We start from the raw sequence: 17,511 nt of genomic DNA, 5'->3' as shown, positions 1-17,511 counted from the left end.
TTATAGCGACCATATGCAATATGTGGAGAAGATAGGTCTTAAACGCAAGAAATATAAAAATTTAACCTGGAACGACAAAATTATCGATAAAATTTTCCTGTTCCATTTCAATAAACAAGTCCTGACCCTAGCCACTTTTATTATGGCCTATAGAAAGAATAAATTGCAGCAGGCAGCGCCGATATCAAATAATGAGCGGACTACACCGACAAAAATCCTTTAATATGAGTATGTAGGATAAGCCGTTTTAAACATTTAAAAACGGCTTATCTTTATTCAAGCGATTTATTGTGGCTGATTGTCTTCTCTATTACCTAATGGCAATTCTGGAAGGAAGTCCTCAATATCTAGTTGTACTTCACTTTCACCGATTTGCTCACGCACTTCAATCATTTCAAAATAGCTTTCCGCAGCAAGATAGGGGTTGCGCTCGCCCTTTTCTGTCGATGGCGACCAGAAGAGCTGCACTGGCGTTGCCGCATTGCGCAATACTGCACGTACTGGTATTTCAGCTGCTTCACCAAGTTCCAAAGCTTGTTCAAATTTTTCGAGCTTTGCCTCACCCTCAATATGAAGGGCAATAAAATGTGCCTCGATCAATAGCGGTAAAGTAAGTGTAAGGCGCGGTTCTTCCGCCCCTCTTGCGTGAATTGGCACAACAAGGGCGCGCGATTGTGGATCGATTGCTTGCTTTAAGCGGTCGCCGCCTGGGAAAAATGACGCGGTATGGCCATCAAGACCCATGCCTAGAATAACCACATCAAAAGGGCGAGGAATATTATTAATACGGCTTGCCGCAGAAAAAGCGGCCAGTTCTGCGGTAGTTGAGCGCATATAAAGCCCGATAAAGCGCGCTCTTTCTGCATAATTTTTCAATAAATGTTGGCGCACAAGCCGTTCATTGGAACGAAGATGATCAGGCGCTACAAAACGCTCATCAACCAAGGTTATCGTAACCTTATCCCAAGCAATATCAATCTGTGATAAATAGTTGAAAAACAACTTTGGTGTTTCTCCGCCAGAAACAGCAAGAGTTGCTTGGTTGCGTTCATTAATCGCCAAACTAAGCTCGGTTGCAACACGGTCGGCAAGCGAACGGGCAAGATCTTCTGGTCGATCAAAAGTATGGCGATCTATATGTAATGCAATCATAAAAAGGGCCTCAATCCATATCATTCCACGTGCGACCATCACGCTCGATCAAAGCGATCGAGCCGGACGGGCCCCACGTACCTGCTGTATAACCTTGGGCAGGTTGTTTTGTTTCATTCCATCCATCAAGAATTGGGTCAACCCATTTCCATGCCGCTTCAACTTCATCGCGGCGCATGAATAAAGTTTGGTTGCCGCGCATAACATCCATCAACAGCCGCTCATAGGCATCAGGATTACGCCCTGCAAAGGAGTTGGCAAAGCTCATATCAAGCGGAATTTGTCTTAAGCGCATACCGCCTGGGCCGGGGTCTTTCAACATCATAAATTGCTTGACACCTTCATCAGGCTGCAACCGTATAACCAAACGATTAGCCATCACAGGGCCTGCATCTTCGCCAAAAATAGAATAGGGAATAGGTTTGAAAGTTACAACAATCTCAGACACCCGCTTGGTCATGCGCTTGCCGGTGCGCAAATAGAAAGGTGTGCCTGCCCAGCGCCAATTATCAATATCGACCCGCAAAGCAACAAAAGTCTCGGTATTGCTTTTATCACTACCAAGATCCTCAAAATAAGACGCCGCGCGTCCGCTTTCCGATGCACCAGCCATATATTGACCACGCACCGTAGCTGTTTGAACATTATTGGCATTGACTGTACGTAGTGCCCGCAAAACCTTTAGCTTTTCATCGCGCACAGCATCGGCACTATTGATAAAGGGGGGCTCCATCGCAACAAGGCATAATAATTGTAACATGTGGTTTTGTACCATATCACGCAAAGCGCCAGCTTTATCATAATAGCCTGCCCGTCCCTCAAGCCCGACCGATTCCGCAACGGTGATTTGGACATGGTCAATATGGTTAGAATTCCATAATGGTTCATAAAGTGCATTGGCAAAGCGCAAAGCCATCAAATTTTGTACGGTTTCCTTACCAAGATAATGATCTATTCTGAAAATTTGGCTTTCTTGGAAAACTTGACCGATTGCATCATTAAGCTCGCGCGCTGTTTCAAGATTTTTACCAATTGGCTTTTCAACAATGATGCGCGTATCCTTGGTAACAAGGCCATTTTGTCCAAGCCGTACCGCAATATCACCAAATAGAGCAGGGCCAACCGCCAAATAAAAGGCGCGGACATCAACCGGTGCTTCCTCGATTTTTTTCTTCAAATCGCCCCAACCTTTATCGCTCGTTGCATCAACGGCTACATAGGAAAGGCGTTTTAAAAATTTTTCAATCTGCTCGTCATTAATGTCATCTTTTGCAACATGCTTATGAAGGGCAGTAGCCGCAAATTGCCGGTATTCCTCATCGCTCATCGGGCTACGCGAGGCACCGATAATACGCACAGGTTCTGATAACTGGCCAACAAGTTGGCGGTGATAAAGTGCGGGAATTAGTTTACGCTCAGCAAGATCGCCAGCGCCGCCAAATACAATACAATCAAACGGAGGAATTGAAATACTATCATGGGCCATGAAGAATACCTTATCCTGATTGGTTAACCAGTTGTTGAAGTGGCTCTATTTATTACAAATAGAAAATCCTATATTTATTCTATAAACCCCTTATGGTTAAAAAGGTTCATATATTTAATGCGGTTTTTTTGTATATTTATTCAACGTAATCCGTAACACACAAGCAGAAAAACAAGTCAAACTATGTGACATGACTGCTTCGCGATTATTGGTATATTAATCACATTGCTCCATAAAGAAAATAGTTTATCTAACTGTTTAACGCGATATACAATTAATATTCGATATCCTAAAACTAATTTAAATGTCCATCTTATTTTGACGGATATCATTTTCCGTTAACCAATTTACGGCAAACTCTTACCATAATTTGCATGGGATAGGTTGGCGTTTCCAACCTTTTATAAGGGGAAAACTTTGTCAAAAGATTATGATATCAACAACCAATTATCGTTAAAAGGCAAAACGGCATTAATTACTGGGGCAGGGGCCGGCTTTGGTGCCGCAATAGCCCAAAAATTAGCGCAAGCGGGTGCCAATGTGGTACTTGCCGATATTAATTTGAAAAAAGCAGATACTATCGCCAAGCATATTGTGACTGATATTGGCAAAACGCAAGAAAATGCCGCCATTGCAGTTCAAGCTGATGTAACCCGTGAAGGTGATATAGATCATATGGTTACAAAGGCTCTGCAACATTTTAAGAAAATTGATATTTTCATTGCCAATGCCGGCTTTGCCCATCCGCAAGCCGATGTAACAGATGTTGACGAGCCTACTTTTGATCTTATACTCGCTGTCAATATTAAATCCCTTTATTATGCTATAAAAGCTCTTGTCCCGCATATGAAAGAAAATGGCGGCGGCTCCATCATTACACTAGGTGCCACCATGGCAGAACGGCCACAATCTGGCTTCAGCTGGTTTGGTGCCGCAAAGGGCTGGGTAATGAGCGCAACACGTGCTTTAGCACTTGAGCTTGCACGCGACAATATTCGTGTCAATTGCGTATGTCCAGCCCAGTCGGATACCGCAACTTTTGACGTTTTCTATGGCAGCCTTGCCGAAAAAAAACGTCAGGAATTGATCAACTCAATTCCACTTGGCCGCCTATCTAACCCTCAGGACGTTGCCAATGCTGCCCTTTGGCTTGCAAGTGAGCAATCATCCTTTACAACAGGCGCCATAATACCCGTTGACGGCGGTTATAATCTTTAGATGGGCAATCATTTTTGGCTATTAAGTTGCAAATAGTTGTTTTGAGCACTTTACCTTGGCAATCACATTCATGGATGCCATTTTTAATAAGCTTTAAACGTCATAACCTATTTTTGATAGCCATCAAACATTCATTAAAATGTCACTTAATGTTCATGAAACAGAAACAATCCGTTGTATTTTAATAGGCTTCCCCATTAAGTCTTTCCAATATATTCCTTATTACAGATAAAGAAAAATTAAATTAAAACAACACATAAGGAATAGCACCATGAAATTATCAGCTTTGACATTAGTCGTAATTTTGGCAACAAGCTCTGTGGCATTGGCAGAGAATAATCGCAGTTTTTTTGGTGATGGTTCACCTGAAAATTCTTATATTTCTGGACAAAGTGCCTCGGCAAATATCAATAATAAAAGCAATTTGCCAGCCAGCTTTAATGGACGTGATGCGTTTGGAGATGGCTCGCCTGAAAACGGCTACACAATCAATATCCAGAACCGGTCCAACACCCCATCAAATTTTTCATTCAATGATGAAGGAAGAAATGGTTTTGGCGATGGCTCACCGCTTAACTAATAGCTTTACGCTCTAAAAGCATAATTTTTGCCTCTTTGAAAAACCGCTGTATGGCTCGTCCGTCAGCGGTTTTTGCTTGAGCTATACAATTAAAGCACGGCATAGAAGAAAAAGACAATTTAGCCATGATACCAATAATCTGCCAATGGGGACTGCCAACGAAATTGATACAATATGTCGATATTAATCTGTCTTCTGATCTAAAATATATTGGCTAAATTCTTAGCTATAAGAAAAAAATATTTTAAATCAAAATCAAGGATTATTATCATGAAATTATCAATTTCCACATTAGTAGCAATTTTAGCAACAACCTCTGCATCATTTGCTTAAAACGGCCGTATATTCTTTAGCGATGGATCGTTAGAAAATAACTATGTTGCGCATATCGCTATAACTGATCATAGCCAAAACAATCTGTCCTTCGATAATGGCGCGCGAACTGTGTTTGGTGATGGCTCTCCTGAAAATCATTATACAACACGCACTCATTCTTCTGCTCAAAGCATATCAGTTAGTGCTTTTGGTGATTATGGTAGAAATGGCTTTGGCGATGGTTCGCCGCGCAATGACCAATAAGGCTGAAAGATTATTGAAGTTAAGTGAAACGGCCAAGCTTAAACAAGTTAAAACCGCAATAACCATCATGGATATTGCGGTTTAATCATGATTATGATGCTCGACATTATAAATGCCAGTGCAATTTGATAGCTAAATGTAAATTTTTTAATTCAAGCTGTTTTTGTAAAATTCCCCGTTGCAGATGCAAAAAAACGGGGAATATAAATAATATTAGTCAAACAGACTGGAAACCGATTGTTCGGCCGCGGTGCGTGAAATAGCTTCGCCCAATAGGCTAGCAATAGAAATGACGCGAATATTACCGGTTTGTTCAATAGCAGTGGTGGGCTGAATAGAATCAGTAATCACCAATTCTTTCAACTTAGATGCACCAATACGAGCTGCTGCGCCACTTGAAAGCACACCATGGGTAATATAAGCAGTAACGCTAGTTGCACCTTTTTGTAGCAAGGCCTCTGCTGCATTACAAAGTGTACCACCAGAATCGACAATATCATCAAGCATCAAGCAATTTTTACCCGCAACATCACCAATAACATTCATCACTTCTGATTCGCCTGGACGTTCGCGGCGTTTATCAACAATAGCAAGCTGCGCATCAATGCGTTTAGCAAGAGAACGGGCGCGTACAACACCGCCAACATCAGGCGATACGACCATTACATTGTCGGTTGTATAATTGGCTTTAACATCACGAGCTATAACAGGAACCGCATAAAGATTATCGGTTGGAATATCAAAAAAGCCTTGAATTTGGCCCGCATGGAGATCCAACGTCAAAACGCGGTGCGCACCTGCTTCAGTAATGAGGTTAGCAACCAATTTTGCAGAAATAGGCGTGCGCGGCCCAGGCTTTCTATCTTGGCGAGCATAGCCAAAATAAGGAATAACTGCGGTGATCCGCCGAGCTGAAGACCGGCGTAACGCATCAATCATGATCAACAGTTCCATTAAATGGTCATTTGCTGGGTAAGACGTGGATTGCAAAACAAATACGTCTTTACCACGAACATTTTCATGAATTTCTACGAAAACTTCTTGATCGGCAAAACGGCGCACTGTCGCAGAACCTAAAGGGATATTGAGGTATTTCGCAATATCCGCAGCTAAACGTGGATTTGCATTTCCGCAGAAAAGTTTCATTTGTCCATCCTCTGGCACTGTTGCTTTGCCTAAAGAGCTTTTTTAAAAAGTAATGCCATTTTTTTACATTATTCTTCTAACGACTGCGAAAAATAATGCCTATTTCCAATTAATGGTAAAAACGATTTTGGTAAAACTTATTTTCAGGTGATGAAGAGTGAAATTAGTCATTTACCATACATGTTACAAATAAAGTGCTAGTATAGCAAACCCTATATCACGCAACATGCAAAACCGCATATTCCATCGCATAGTCCTATGGCTGTTGATGACTGTTTTTAATATAATTCCAATAAAGGCGTTTTAACGTTCTGAGGATAAAATGCAATAAGACATTTTACATTCAACAGCATTTTAGCAAAAAATTTATAAATGTGGTAAATATGCCAAGCAAGATAATAAACAAGTCTCATAATGAAACAATTAAGTTCTATTGCATTGTGTTAGGGTTTCAAACACATCTTGTTTTAAACACTAAAATATCTTTACAATCATATTCAATATGATTGGGAGGGAGGTAAATAAAAAAACGTTGACTTTATTTGACTTCATTGTACGTAAGGCCAGTAAAACCCGTGATTTAAGAGCTTATAAGTCAACCTCATAATAACTAAAAATATTGTTCATTTCAGCAAATGATTTTTTTAAAATTATTTGCGTTTGCGACCATAAAGTTCAAAACGATGATGAATAATATCATAGCCAAGTTCACGAGCAATTTCCTCTTGCAATTTTTCAATTAAGTCAGAGCGAAATTCGATAATCTCATTGCTGTCAATATCAATAAGGTGATCGTGATGCTGACCTCCTGCTTGCTCAAAACGTGATGGGCCACCTTCAAAACTAAGGCGATGGATAGCACCGCATTCTTCCAAAACCTTCATGGTGCGATAGATGGTGGATAGCGAAATTGTATTATCAATAGCATTGATTTTATTAAAAATTTCAAAGGCATTAGGATGATCATCGGTGCTTAATAGGAAATCAAGGATGATGCGCCTTTGACGCGTGATGCGTAAACCAGCTTCGCGCAACGCCATTTCATAGCGTGATTTTTGATCCATAGCTGCCTTTGTCATCACCTGCTTACCGTTTTCCCATGCTAAATTTAAGTTTGCCTTACACTTTGCCAATATATTTATTTTATTATAAACCTGCGATCAATTATATAAATAAAAAAACATATCCATTGCAAAAAATGGATATGTTTTCCAATACAAAAAGCTTCACTTATAATAATATGCGTCACCAATGCGAAGCATAGATTTTATGCACGAAGTACGCCGTGACAATGCTTATACTTCTTGCCAGAGCCGCAAGGACATTGCTCATTACGACCAACTTTGCCCCAAGTTTCAGGATCATTTGCGTCACGATCAGCAGGATCAACGATCCTTTCTTCTTCAAAAGGTATCGCAAGCGCCGCTTCTTCAAAAGAACCAAATTCGTCAGCTTCAGGATGATTTTCAGTCATCGGCGGCAATTGTGGGGAAGGGGCTTCTTGAATAATTTCAAAGCGCATTAATTTCGACACCACATCGCGGCGCAAATTAATTAGCATGTTTTGGAACAGCTCAAAGGATTCTGTCTTATATTCATTAAGCGGATCACGCTGCGCATAGCCACGGAAACCAACAGCCGAGCGAAGATGATCAAGATTGCCCAAATGTTCGCGCCATAAAGTATCAATTGTTTCGAGCAACATGGCTTTTTGGAAATATTGCATAAGCTCAGGACCAAAACGCTCGTCACGTTCTTTTACGCGTGCTTCGAGTGCTTCGCGAACCCGCTCAAGGATTTGCTCTTCACCAATACCTTCTTCATGGGACCAATCTTCAATTGGTAAGTCAAGATGCAAGGTCTGGCGCAGATCTTCAGCAAGTTCCGCCGGCTTCCACTGTTCAGAATAAGTACCTGCAGGAATATAATGATCAACCATATTATCAATCACTTCCTCACGCATTTCAGCAATGAGTTCATGAAGATCGGTTGAGTCTAATACTTCATTACGTTGCTCAAAGACCACTTTTCGTTGGTCATTCATCACATCGTCATATTTAAGCAGGTTCTTACGAATTTCGAAGTTACGAGCTTCAACCTTTTTTTGCGCCTTTTCAAGCGCCTTATTCATCCAAGGATGGGTAATTGGCTCGCCTTCTTCAAAGCCAAATTTTTGCACCAAAGCGCCAAGTTTGGAAGAACCGAAAATGCGTAAAAGATCGTCTTCGGTTGAAAGGAAGAACTTAGAACGACCAGGGTCACCCTGACGTCCAGAACGACCACGCAACTGGTTATCAATACGGCGGCTTTCATGACGCTCGGTTGCAAGAACATAAAGACCACCAGCTTTTAGCGCAACTTCCTTCAAGCGCGCAATATCTTCACGAATGGCTTTTGCCATTTCATCGCGCTCTGGTCCTTCAGGAATATCAGCCAATTCCTGGCTAATACGCATATCGGCATTACCGCCAAGCTGAATATCAGTACCGCGACCTGCCATATTGGTCGCAATAGTGATCGCACCTGGTACACCTGCTTGTGCAACAATATAGGCTTCCTGCTCATGGTAACGAGCATTGAGCACTTTTAGATCAGTAATACCTTCCTTGCGAAGACGCTCGGCAAGATGCTCAGATTTTTCAATCGAGGTGGTACCAACAAGTACTGGCTGATGCTTGGCATGCGCCTCGCGAATATCTTTAACAATCGCCTTGGTTTTATCCTCGATGGAGCGATAAATAACATCATCTTCATCAATACGGATAACCGGAACATTGGTTGGAATTTCAATAACATCAAGCCCATAGGTGCTGGCAAATTCTTCAGCTTCCGTTGCACCCGTACCAGTCATACCAGCAAGTTTTTTATACATGCGAAAGTAATTTTGGAACGTGATAGATGCAAGCGTTTGGTTTTCAGGCTGAATCTTGACGTTTTCTTTGGCTTCCAAAGCCTGATGCAAGCCTTCAGAATAACGCCGACCCGGCATCATACGCCCAGTAAACTCATCAATAATGACAATTTCATCATTGCGGACGATGTAGTCCTTATCGCGTTGGAAGAGTTTATGGGCTTTCAAAGCATTATTAAGGTGATGGACAATGGTGACATTTTCAATGTCATAAAGCCCTTCAGCTTTTAAATAACCAGCTTCTGCCAAAAGCTTTTCTAGCTTTTCCGTACCTTCTTCGGTGAAAGTTGATGTCTTTTGCTTTTCATCAATTTCATAATCTTCTGGCACCAACGGCAAAATAAACTTATCAATAAGGGTATAAAAATCAGAGCGGTCTTCAAGCGGTCCTGAAATAATAAGCGGCGTACGCGCCTCATCGATCAAAATAGAATCGACCTCATCAACAATCGCGTAATTATGTTCGCGTTGAACCATCTGGCCGCGCTCAAAAGCCATATTGTCGCGCAGATAATCAAAGCCAAGTTCATTATTGGTGGCATAGGTAATATCGCAATTATACGCGGCACGGCGTTGGTCATTGTCAAGATCATGAACGATAACGCCAGTGGTCAGCCCTAAAAAGCCAAAAAGTGGGCGCATGGTTTGCGCATCGCGGCTAGCAAGATAATCATTCACCGTAACAACATGAACACCCTTACCTTCAAGGGCATTAAGATAAATTGGCAAGGTAGCGGTTAGCGTTTTACCTTCACCGGTACGCATTTCAGCAATACCACGTTCATGCAAAACCATGCCGCCAATAAGCTGCACATCAAAGGGGCGCATACCCATGACACGTTTTGATGCTTCACGTATGGTTGCAAAAGCTTCATTCAACAAACTGTCCAGTGTGGCGCCATCAGCAAGACGTTGTTTGAATTCGGCAGTCTTTGCACGCAACTCGTCATCACTAAGGGCAGAAACCTGCTGTTCAAGCGCATTAATCTGCGCAACACGCGGGCGCAAACTTTTAACACGGCGCTCATGCGCTGAGCCAAAAAGTCTGCGAGCCAAACCACCTAAACTGACCATTACTGGTCCTTTCCATTCTTAAATAAAACCACTTGGATTAAGTATTAATCCAAGTAAACCACTTTTAAACCTAAACAGCTTTTATAAGTGCAACAACTATAATGCAACTCACAAAAGTGCATGTCATTATAAAACCTGCTTTAAAAACCAAATAATGACTTGAATAATCTTAAGCTTTTAATGATTTCACTAAAAAAGCAATTATAGCTATTTCACGTGAAACATTAAAAAAAACTAAATCAAATCTTTGCCTTTGATGGATAAAGCCATCAACCCCGATTTTTCAAGAAATTACTATATAAACAGAATATAGAAATTTCTTGACAGATAAGAAGCAATAACCAAATTGTCAATATATATAGCTAAAATCGCCATTACAAAGTGCTTAAAGAACAACTAATTATAATAGAATTATTATAATTTTGTGGCACAATAAAGGGCGTAACTAAGTCATTTTAAGCTTTGACACCAAGACCAATAGGGCAAGATACGCCCGTGCCTTGTAAACCACAATAACCATTGGGGTTTTTAGCAAGATATTGCTGATGATAATCTTCGGCATAATAGTAAGGAATATGCATTTTTATTTCGGTAACAATATCACCTAGGCCACGTTGATGAAGGGCGTTGCCATAATCTTTGGCACTTTGTTCAACAATAGCAAGCTGATCATCATCATTTACATAAATGGCAGAGCGATAATTATTACCCATATCATTGCCTTGACGCATAAATTGGGTCGGATCATGTTCTTCCCAAAACAGTTTTAAAATCTGTTTAAGGTCAATTTTGCTTTCATCATAAACAACCTCGACCACCTCAGTGTGTCCTGTGCGGCCGGAGCAAACTTCCTCATAAGTGGGATTAGGCGTTGTGCCTCCTGCATAGCCAACACTTGTCACGATCACTCCTGGCAAGGACCAAAACAGCCGCTCGGCGCCCCAAAAACACCCCATACCAAGATAAATGCTTTTTAACGGCGATTGCCATTCGCCTTTAAGTGGCGCACCATTAACGAAATGCTTGTCTGCAGTGGCGATTGCATGAGACCGACCGGGTAAAATTTCATCACCCTGCGGCATTTTAGACTTATCAAAACCAGATGATGTCATAGAATGCTCCTTAAGCTTTGTATTCGTATTAAATGGTAAATTGTTAATATGAAATAAAGTACCGGCTCAATTTTATTATTGCCATATAGCTTTCAAATAAGCATTTGCAAAATTGGGTGCATTTGTTTCCAATGCACCCTTGTTATTTCTTTCAATGAAATTTTAGTTGCCAAGCTCTTTCGAGCGTTCACAAGCAGCTTTTACACATTCAACAATCATATTTTCCATGCGCTTATCACCCATTAAAACGGCAAGACCTGCAGCTGTTGTACCATTAGGACTGGTGACGCGCTCACGCAAGAGCGATGGCATTTCAGGCGAACTGGCGGCCAAAATACCTGCGCCTTTTACGGTTTGGCGAGCAAGCAACAAAGCGGTATCTTCATCAAGACCAACCTCCATACCAGCGCGCGCTAAACACTCAATCATATGGAAAACATAAGCGGGGCCAGAACCAGAAAGACCGGTGACTGCATCCATTTGATCTTCTTCAACCTTAGCAACTTCACCATTTGCATGTAAAAGCGCGCGAACAAACTCTTCTTGGCCAGCATTAACATGGTCGTTGATGCAATAGACCAACATGCCTTCACCAATTGCAGCAGGTGTATTCGGCATTGTGCGCACTACAGCTGTTTTTTCACCAAGTAGCTCGGTAAATTTTGCAATTTTTACACCAGCCATAATGCTGACAAAGGCAGCTTTATTTGCAAATTTTTGATAGGCTGGGGCAATCTTGTCAAACACCTGCGGTTTTACGGCAAACAATACATAATCAACAGCGACATTTTCGCCAATGCCCTGCGCATCGTCATAAACATGAACGCCAAGCTCTTGAGCGCGTTGGCGCAACTCTTCATTTGGTTCAACAACATGAATCTGGTCGGGCTTAGCGACTTTTTTATGAAGCCAGCCCTCAACCATGGCACGCCCCATATTACCACAACCAACCAACACAATATTATTGCTCATCTCATCATCTTTCTATTTGATCCTGTTTTAAAACAGAAATCTTGATATTTTGCATCATGCTTAAAAGCGACCATAGGCTTGAAGCCGAAATAGTTCAAACACTGTTTTTATAAAAACCAAAATGCGCCCATTTTGTCACAGATTTTATAAAAGCAAGGTCCTAACCTTATTTGTGGTAAATTAATTCTTTTAAAAGAGTACCATCATCGTTTAACTTTGCTAGCAATTTCTATATAGGTTTATAAGAGTTATAGTTTGAAAAGTGACCTATAATACGATTATAACAATTTGCACAAAGAAAACAGGCTATTACTGCTTGAGTGAAGGGGAAACTTCATGGTGGTGATAGGCATTAAGTAAACACACAATTGGAGCTTTACGGATGGCCGATATTATTGATGGAAAACTGTTGGCAGCACAAATTATTGAACAGATCAAACATGAAACTGGGCAATTAATGGCAAGCCATAATATCCGTCCCGGTCTTGCTGTGGTTATTGTCGGGCAAGATCCAGCAAGTGAAATCTATGTTTCCTCAAAAAGTCGCAAGGCAGAAGAATGTGGCTTCAAATCGGTAACCCACAAACTTGATAGCGATATTAACGAAAAAGACCTATTGCGTTTAATCACTAATTTAAATGGCGATCCAGCCATTCATGGTATTTTGGTGCAATTACCGCTGCCAAACCATATTTCAGCTGAAAAAGTAATCGAAACCATTTCACCACGCAAAGATGTTGATGGCTTTCATTATGTCAATGCGGGTAAATTGGCCATTGGTGCAATTGATGATACTTTCGTACCATGCACACCCGCAGGCGCAATGATTATGATCCGCCGCGTCCTTGGCAATGATCTTTCTAATCTTGATGCGGTGATTGTCGGTCGCTCCAATATTGTTGGCAAACCAATGGCTAGCCTATTACTTGCTGCCAATGCCACAACTACTATTGCCCATAGTCGCACTCATGATCTGCAAGACGTTGTGCGTAGCGGTGATATTGTGGTAGCTGCCGTTGGCAGACCAGAGCTTATTAAAGGTGATTGGATTAAGCCGGGCGCAACAGTGATTGACGTTGGCATTAACCGCATTGATGCACCAGAAAAAGGCGAAGGCAAAACCCGCATAGTCGGCGATGTCGAGTTTGATAGTGCAAGCCAAGTCGCAGGTGCTATCACGCCAGTTCCCGGCGGAGTAGGGCCGATGACCATTGCCATGCTTATGGCCAATACCCTTAAAGCTGCTTGCCTATCTGTTGGTGTTGCCGCTCCACAATTTGATTGATTTATATTAGCTTGAGCATTTTACCGTTTTCATAATGGATCAATGCTCAAGCTCGTTAAATGGCTTTGCTCAGCAGACAGGCTTTTTAAAAATCAATCAATATTTTTTAAAATTTTAAAAATTCGCAGACCATAAATATAAAAATCATCCGGACTTACGATTAAATCGGCAGGATTTACATCCTCACGAACAGAAAACCTAGGAAGCTCACTGCGCCAATAAAGCTCTTTATCATTAACGGCTGAAGACAAGGCCGCCAATAAAGCAGGATTAAATCCTATATAGTAATGCGGATTTCTGGCAATATCGAGCGCAAATGGATTTTCACCTTGAACATAAGACGCTATCGTTTTAACCGATGCCTCTTGTTTAAAAAAAGCAATGACAGTTAAAGTACCCTCATATTCAGGGGTTGAGCAATAATAAAGACCACAATGCTTAAATTGGTTTAAAACAGTTTCAAGTGCTTGTTCTTCACCATTTGCAAATAACTTTTTTACTGCGGCCAATGCTGTTTGGGGTAGATAATCGCGATCTTGATCTACGATCAATGCTACACTGCCAATATCAATAAATAGCTGGCTTTGTTCTTGCCATCTATCACCTTTTGCCTCCGGCATATTCATATATTTGCGGTAATCATCAACATATCCCATATGAAGTGCATAACGGTAGTAGGTTGCTAAAATATTTTTGCTTGCACTGCGATAACCAGATTGTAACCTATTGACTGCATATTCATCTAATTGATCAATATTTGAACCTAATATTTTTTTAATTTCTGGATAACTATCCGTTAACAATCCCATATAGTAGGTAAAATGGTCGTCGGTTTCAAAATCATAAAAATCATTACTTAATAATTTTTGCGCTAGTTGTTGTTGATATTCTCCGCGAAAGAAATATATCCAATTATGGCTCATAACAGTATTCTTACAAGATGAGTTTTTGCTATCTATCGTAGACAGTATTTTAAATAATTCGTCACGATTTAAGCTAAAAACTTTAGCTAATTTTTGTTTTAATTCATTGCTAACACCATCATAATAATGCCACTGTTTGGTAATGGTTTTAAACCTCCTTTCATCATGCATAAAATTGCTATAATCAATTTCTAAAAAAACATTTTCATAGGAGCAAGTAGGATCTTTGACAGCCTCCTTGGCGCTTAAAAGCAAGACTGCTCCCATAATACCAAAAGCTAACAAACTAAAAATTATACCCCACCATGTTTTTTTCAAAACGATAATCCCTCTTTGATAATTTTTTAGTATTTACAAAAATAGTAGCTTTAAAAAAGGCAGTAATTCACTATTATAGCTAATAAAAACAAAACATTACTAATTTTTTTGCTTTTTTGTAATTTTTTGTTTACTTGCATTTGATCATAATATATCGTAATTTGATCAAAATAAACATGATCCATAAAATGCAGTATCAAACTGCCTCATCAAAATAACAGGATCGTGATAAAAAATGGGATACTGGTCAGGGAGGTAATCTACCAGTAAAATTTGTTTGTTATAATCTGCACAGTTTACATGCAATACGAAAAGCTAAGGTTTACAAGCCTGGCAAATTCCTGCACTGTTTGTGCAAGATTTATAACTGTTTTTTATGCTGTTGTTTTAAAAACGCGGCAAAAGAATATAATTTTAACAAACATAAGATTTAGGGTGAACATAATGTCTGTTAAGAAAATTTTTAAAACCTGCCTTATTACTGCAGCCAGCGCTTTAGTGACCCTTGGTGCAGCAGAAGCGCAAAACAAGAAGCTGTTTATTTTTAACTTCTCCAACTATTTTGCCGATGATACAATTTCCAATTTTATCAAACAAAGCGGTATTGATACCAAGCTTGACTATTTTGATACCCATGAAATGTTGGAAACACGACTTATTACTGGCGGTAGTGGCTATGATGTTGCTTTTGCTAGCTCTCCAGTGGCAAGCCGGCTTATTCCAGCCAATGCTTTGCAAAAGCTTGATAAATCGAAACTGAAAAATTATGGCAATATTGATCCATTCTATTTAGAAATGATCAGCACATTTGATCCAGGCAATGAATATATGGTGCCTTATATGATCACCACGACCGGCATTGCTTATAATGTTAAGAAAATTAATGAGCGGATGCCTGATGCACCCGTTGATAGTCTTGATATGTTCTTCAAGCCAGAAATTGCAGAAAAATTTGCCAATTGCGGTATTGGCATCAATGATTCGCCAAATGAAATTATTCCTATTGCATTGAACTATCTTGGACTCGATCCTTACTCTACCAACAAGGAAGATCTTGCCAAGGCAAAAGACCTTTTAATGAAATTGCGTCCCTATATTCGCCACATGCGGACAGGACAATTACTTGATGATATGGCATCAGGTGAACTTTGCCTTGCATTAATGTGGAATGGCGATGCAAATATTGGTGCCCAGCGCGCTAAAGAAGCCAATGCTGGAGTTGAAGTGATTTATCGCTTACCAAAAGAAGGCACCAGTATAACTCTTGATAATATGGTTATCCCTGTAGATGCGCCAGATCCTGAAGAAGCTTTGAAATTCATCGATTATATCATGGAACCAAAGGTAACCGCTGATATTACCAATGCAGTGTTCTTTCCTAATCCAAACACGGCGGCAACACCGTTTGTCGCCTCCGATATTCGTGACAATCCCAATCTTTATCCACCTGAAGAATTACGCAAAAAGCTTTTTGTTGATAAATTATTGTCGCCACGTGATGCGCGTGAACGCACACGTTTATGGACTGCTTTTAGAGCAGGAAAATAAGCTATACAAAGGGTGGTTTCACAACGGCTGCCCTTTTCTTACCATATTGTGCGATATGTGATTTGTGTCTTTCCGTTATTTTAGCCTGATGATTTATGGGGATAGTTAACCATGACTCCATGTGTTTCGATTAAAAATGTAACCAAGATTTTTGGTTCCTTTACTGCCGTTAATAGTATCAATCTTGATATTGGCGAAGGTGAATTTTTTTCCCTGCTCGGGCCATCTGGCTGTGGAAAATCAACACTTCTGCGCATGATAGCTGGATTTGAAGTGCCAACAGCCGGCACGATATCCATTGCTGGAAAAAACATGACCGAGGTTGAGCCTAATAAGCGGCCAACCAATATGATGTTTCAGTCCTACGCACTTTTTCCCCATCTTACTGTTGCCAAGAATATTGCATTTGGCTTGGAACAAGAAAAGCTGTCCAAAGCTGAAATTAATTTACGAATAAAAGAAGTTGGTGAAAAATTAAAACTAACCGAATTTATGGACCGCAAACCATCAAGCCTATCTGGTGGGCAAAAACAGCGTGTGGCATTGGCACGGGCGCTAGTCAAGCGGCCAAAAGTTTTGTTGCTAGATGAGCCTTTGGGTGCATTGGATAAGAATTTGCGCACCCAAACGCAATTGGAATTAATGCGACTACAAAAGGAACTTGGTATTACTTTTATCATCGTCACTCATGACCAAGATGAAGCGATGACTGTTTCATCGCGTATTGCTATTTTGGAAAAGGGCGAAATTATCCAAATTGGCACACCAAGCGAAATTTATGAAAAGCCACTCACGCGCTATGTGGCAAAATTTTTGGGTGAAACCAATATTATCACGGCAGATTCAGCCGAAGAAGACGAAGATGGTAATAATCTGATCATTGAAAGTGCGGAAGTTGGTGGAACAATCAAGGCAGCTTATTCAGATCGTGTGTCTTTAAGTGAGAAGTTTTGGTTATCTATTAGACCAGAGCGGATTGAAATTGCTAAAGTTGGTACTCAAGGCGTTGAAGGTTTGAATGCTGTTATCGATGCAATCACCTATACTGGTATTAAACGTAACTATCGCATGCGTCTTTCAACCGGCAAAATAATCGATGCCATCCGTGTCAACCAAGGCATTGAAGATGATTTTGAAATTGGTGATAATGTTATTGTCCATTGGCAACCAGATGCTGCCTTGTTATTGGCAGATTAGGTAGGAGGCC

Annotated in this window: 14 protein-coding genes; 6 read left to right on the top strand and 8 right to left on the bottom strand. The window is 40.6% G+C overall.

What is annotated here, in order from left to right:
• Positions 1–285: 285 nt before the first annotated feature.
• Together pgl and zwf are read right to left on the bottom strand one after the other, a co-directional pair.
• Positions 286–1,152: a 6-phosphogluconolactonase gene (gene pgl / locus N6B01_RS13080; RefSeq protein WP_182418184.1), complete on the bottom strand. Its 867-nt coding sequence runs from the start codon at positions 1,150–1,152 to the stop codon at positions 286–288.
• A 10-nt stretch (positions 1,153–1,162) separates the two neighbouring features.
• Complete coding sequence (zwf, locus tag N6B01_RS13075; protein WP_262079156.1) at positions 1,163–2,638, bottom strand: glucose-6-phosphate dehydrogenase; 1,476 nt, start codon at positions 2,636–2,638, stop codon at positions 1,163–1,165.
• A gap of 417 nt (positions 2,639–3,055) precedes the next feature.
• On the opposite strand from zwf, the gene N6B01_RS13070 reads away from it, so the two are divergent.
• The 3 genes from N6B01_RS13070 (at position 3,056) to N6B01_RS13060 (ending at position 5,015) form a co-directional block, all read left to right on the top strand.
• Positions 3,056–3,856 carry a glucose 1-dehydrogenase gene (locus N6B01_RS13070; RefSeq protein ID WP_262079155.1) on the top strand — a complete coding sequence of 267 codons (801 nt, stop codon included), beginning with the start codon at positions 3,056–3,058 and terminating at the stop codon, positions 3,854–3,856.
• Positions 3,857–4,127: 271 nt separating this feature from the next.
• Positions 4,128–4,436, top strand: coding sequence for a hypothetical protein (locus tag N6B01_RS13065; RefSeq protein WP_262079153.1), 309 nt, complete (start codon positions 4,128–4,130; stop codon positions 4,434–4,436).
• Positions 4,437–4,880: 444 nt separating this feature from the next.
• Complete coding sequence (locus tag N6B01_RS13060; protein WP_262079151.1) at positions 4,881–5,015, top strand: hypothetical protein; 135 nt, start codon at positions 4,881–4,883, stop codon at positions 5,013–5,015.
• 213 nt (positions 5,016–5,228) lie between these two features.
• Here N6B01_RS13060 and N6B01_RS13055 read toward each other — a convergent pair whose 3' ends face one another.
• From N6B01_RS13055 to proC, 5 genes are all read right to left on the bottom strand, one after another.
• Positions 5,229–6,161 (bottom strand): ribose-phosphate pyrophosphokinase, encoded by a 933-nt coding sequence (locus tag N6B01_RS13055; protein WP_182418180.1) that lies wholly within the window; start codon positions 6,159–6,161, stop codon positions 5,229–5,231.
• 650 nt (positions 6,162–6,811) lie between these two features.
• Complete coding sequence (locus N6B01_RS13050; protein WP_182419781.1) at positions 6,812–7,225, bottom strand: Fur family transcriptional regulator; 414 nt, start codon at positions 7,223–7,225, stop codon at positions 6,812–6,814.
• A 203-nt stretch (positions 7,226–7,428) separates the two neighbouring features.
• Complete coding sequence (gene secA, locus N6B01_RS13045) at positions 7,429–10,146, bottom strand: preprotein translocase subunit SecA (RefSeq protein WP_262079148.1); 2,718 nt, start codon at positions 10,144–10,146, stop codon at positions 7,429–7,431.
• A gap of 455 nt (positions 10,147–10,601) precedes the next feature.
• Positions 10,602–11,258 (bottom strand): peptide-methionine (S)-S-oxide reductase MsrA, encoded by a 657-nt coding sequence (gene msrA / locus N6B01_RS13040; RefSeq protein ID WP_262079146.1) that lies wholly within the window; start codon positions 11,256–11,258, stop codon positions 10,602–10,604.
• 162 nt (positions 11,259–11,420) lie between these two features.
• Entirely contained in the window at positions 11,421–12,230 is an 810-nt protein-coding gene (gene proC / locus N6B01_RS13035; RefSeq protein WP_182418177.1) for a pyrroline-5-carboxylate reductase, read from the bottom strand.
• 382 nt (positions 12,231–12,612) lie between these two features.
• On the opposite strand from proC, the gene N6B01_RS13030 reads away from it, so the two are divergent.
• Complete coding sequence (locus N6B01_RS13030; RefSeq protein ID WP_262079144.1) at positions 12,613–13,515, top strand: bifunctional methylenetetrahydrofolate dehydrogenase/methenyltetrahydrofolate cyclohydrolase; 903 nt, start codon at positions 12,613–12,615, stop codon at positions 13,513–13,515.
• A gap of 92 nt (positions 13,516–13,607) precedes the next feature.
• Here N6B01_RS13030 and N6B01_RS13025 read toward each other — a convergent pair whose 3' ends face one another.
• Positions 13,608–14,756: a hypothetical protein gene (locus N6B01_RS13025; protein WP_262079143.1), complete on the bottom strand. Its 1,149-nt coding sequence runs from the start codon at positions 14,754–14,756 to the stop codon at positions 13,608–13,610.
• A 444-nt stretch (positions 14,757–15,200) separates the two neighbouring features.
• Here N6B01_RS13025 and N6B01_RS13020 point away from each other — a divergent pair, with 444 nt between their 5' ends.
• The gene (locus N6B01_RS13020) at positions 15,201–16,304 is read left to right on the top strand and encodes a polyamine ABC transporter substrate-binding protein (protein WP_262079142.1); all 1,104 of its coding nucleotides are present in this window, start codon (positions 15,201–15,203) and stop codon (positions 16,302–16,304) included.
• A gap of 111 nt (positions 16,305–16,415) precedes the next feature.
• Positions 16,416–17,501 carry an ABC transporter ATP-binding protein gene (locus N6B01_RS13015; RefSeq protein ID WP_182418172.1) on the top strand — a complete coding sequence of 362 codons (1,086 nt, stop codon included), beginning with the start codon at positions 16,416–16,418 and terminating at the stop codon, positions 17,499–17,501.
• Positions 17,502–17,511: the final 10 nt, after the last annotated feature.

Source organism: Bartonella sp. HY406 (genome assembly GCF_025449315.1).
Lineage (GTDB): Bacteria > Pseudomonadota > Alphaproteobacteria > Rhizobiales > Rhizobiaceae > HY038.
This window is presented reverse-complemented; position numbering and strand designations above follow the sequence as displayed.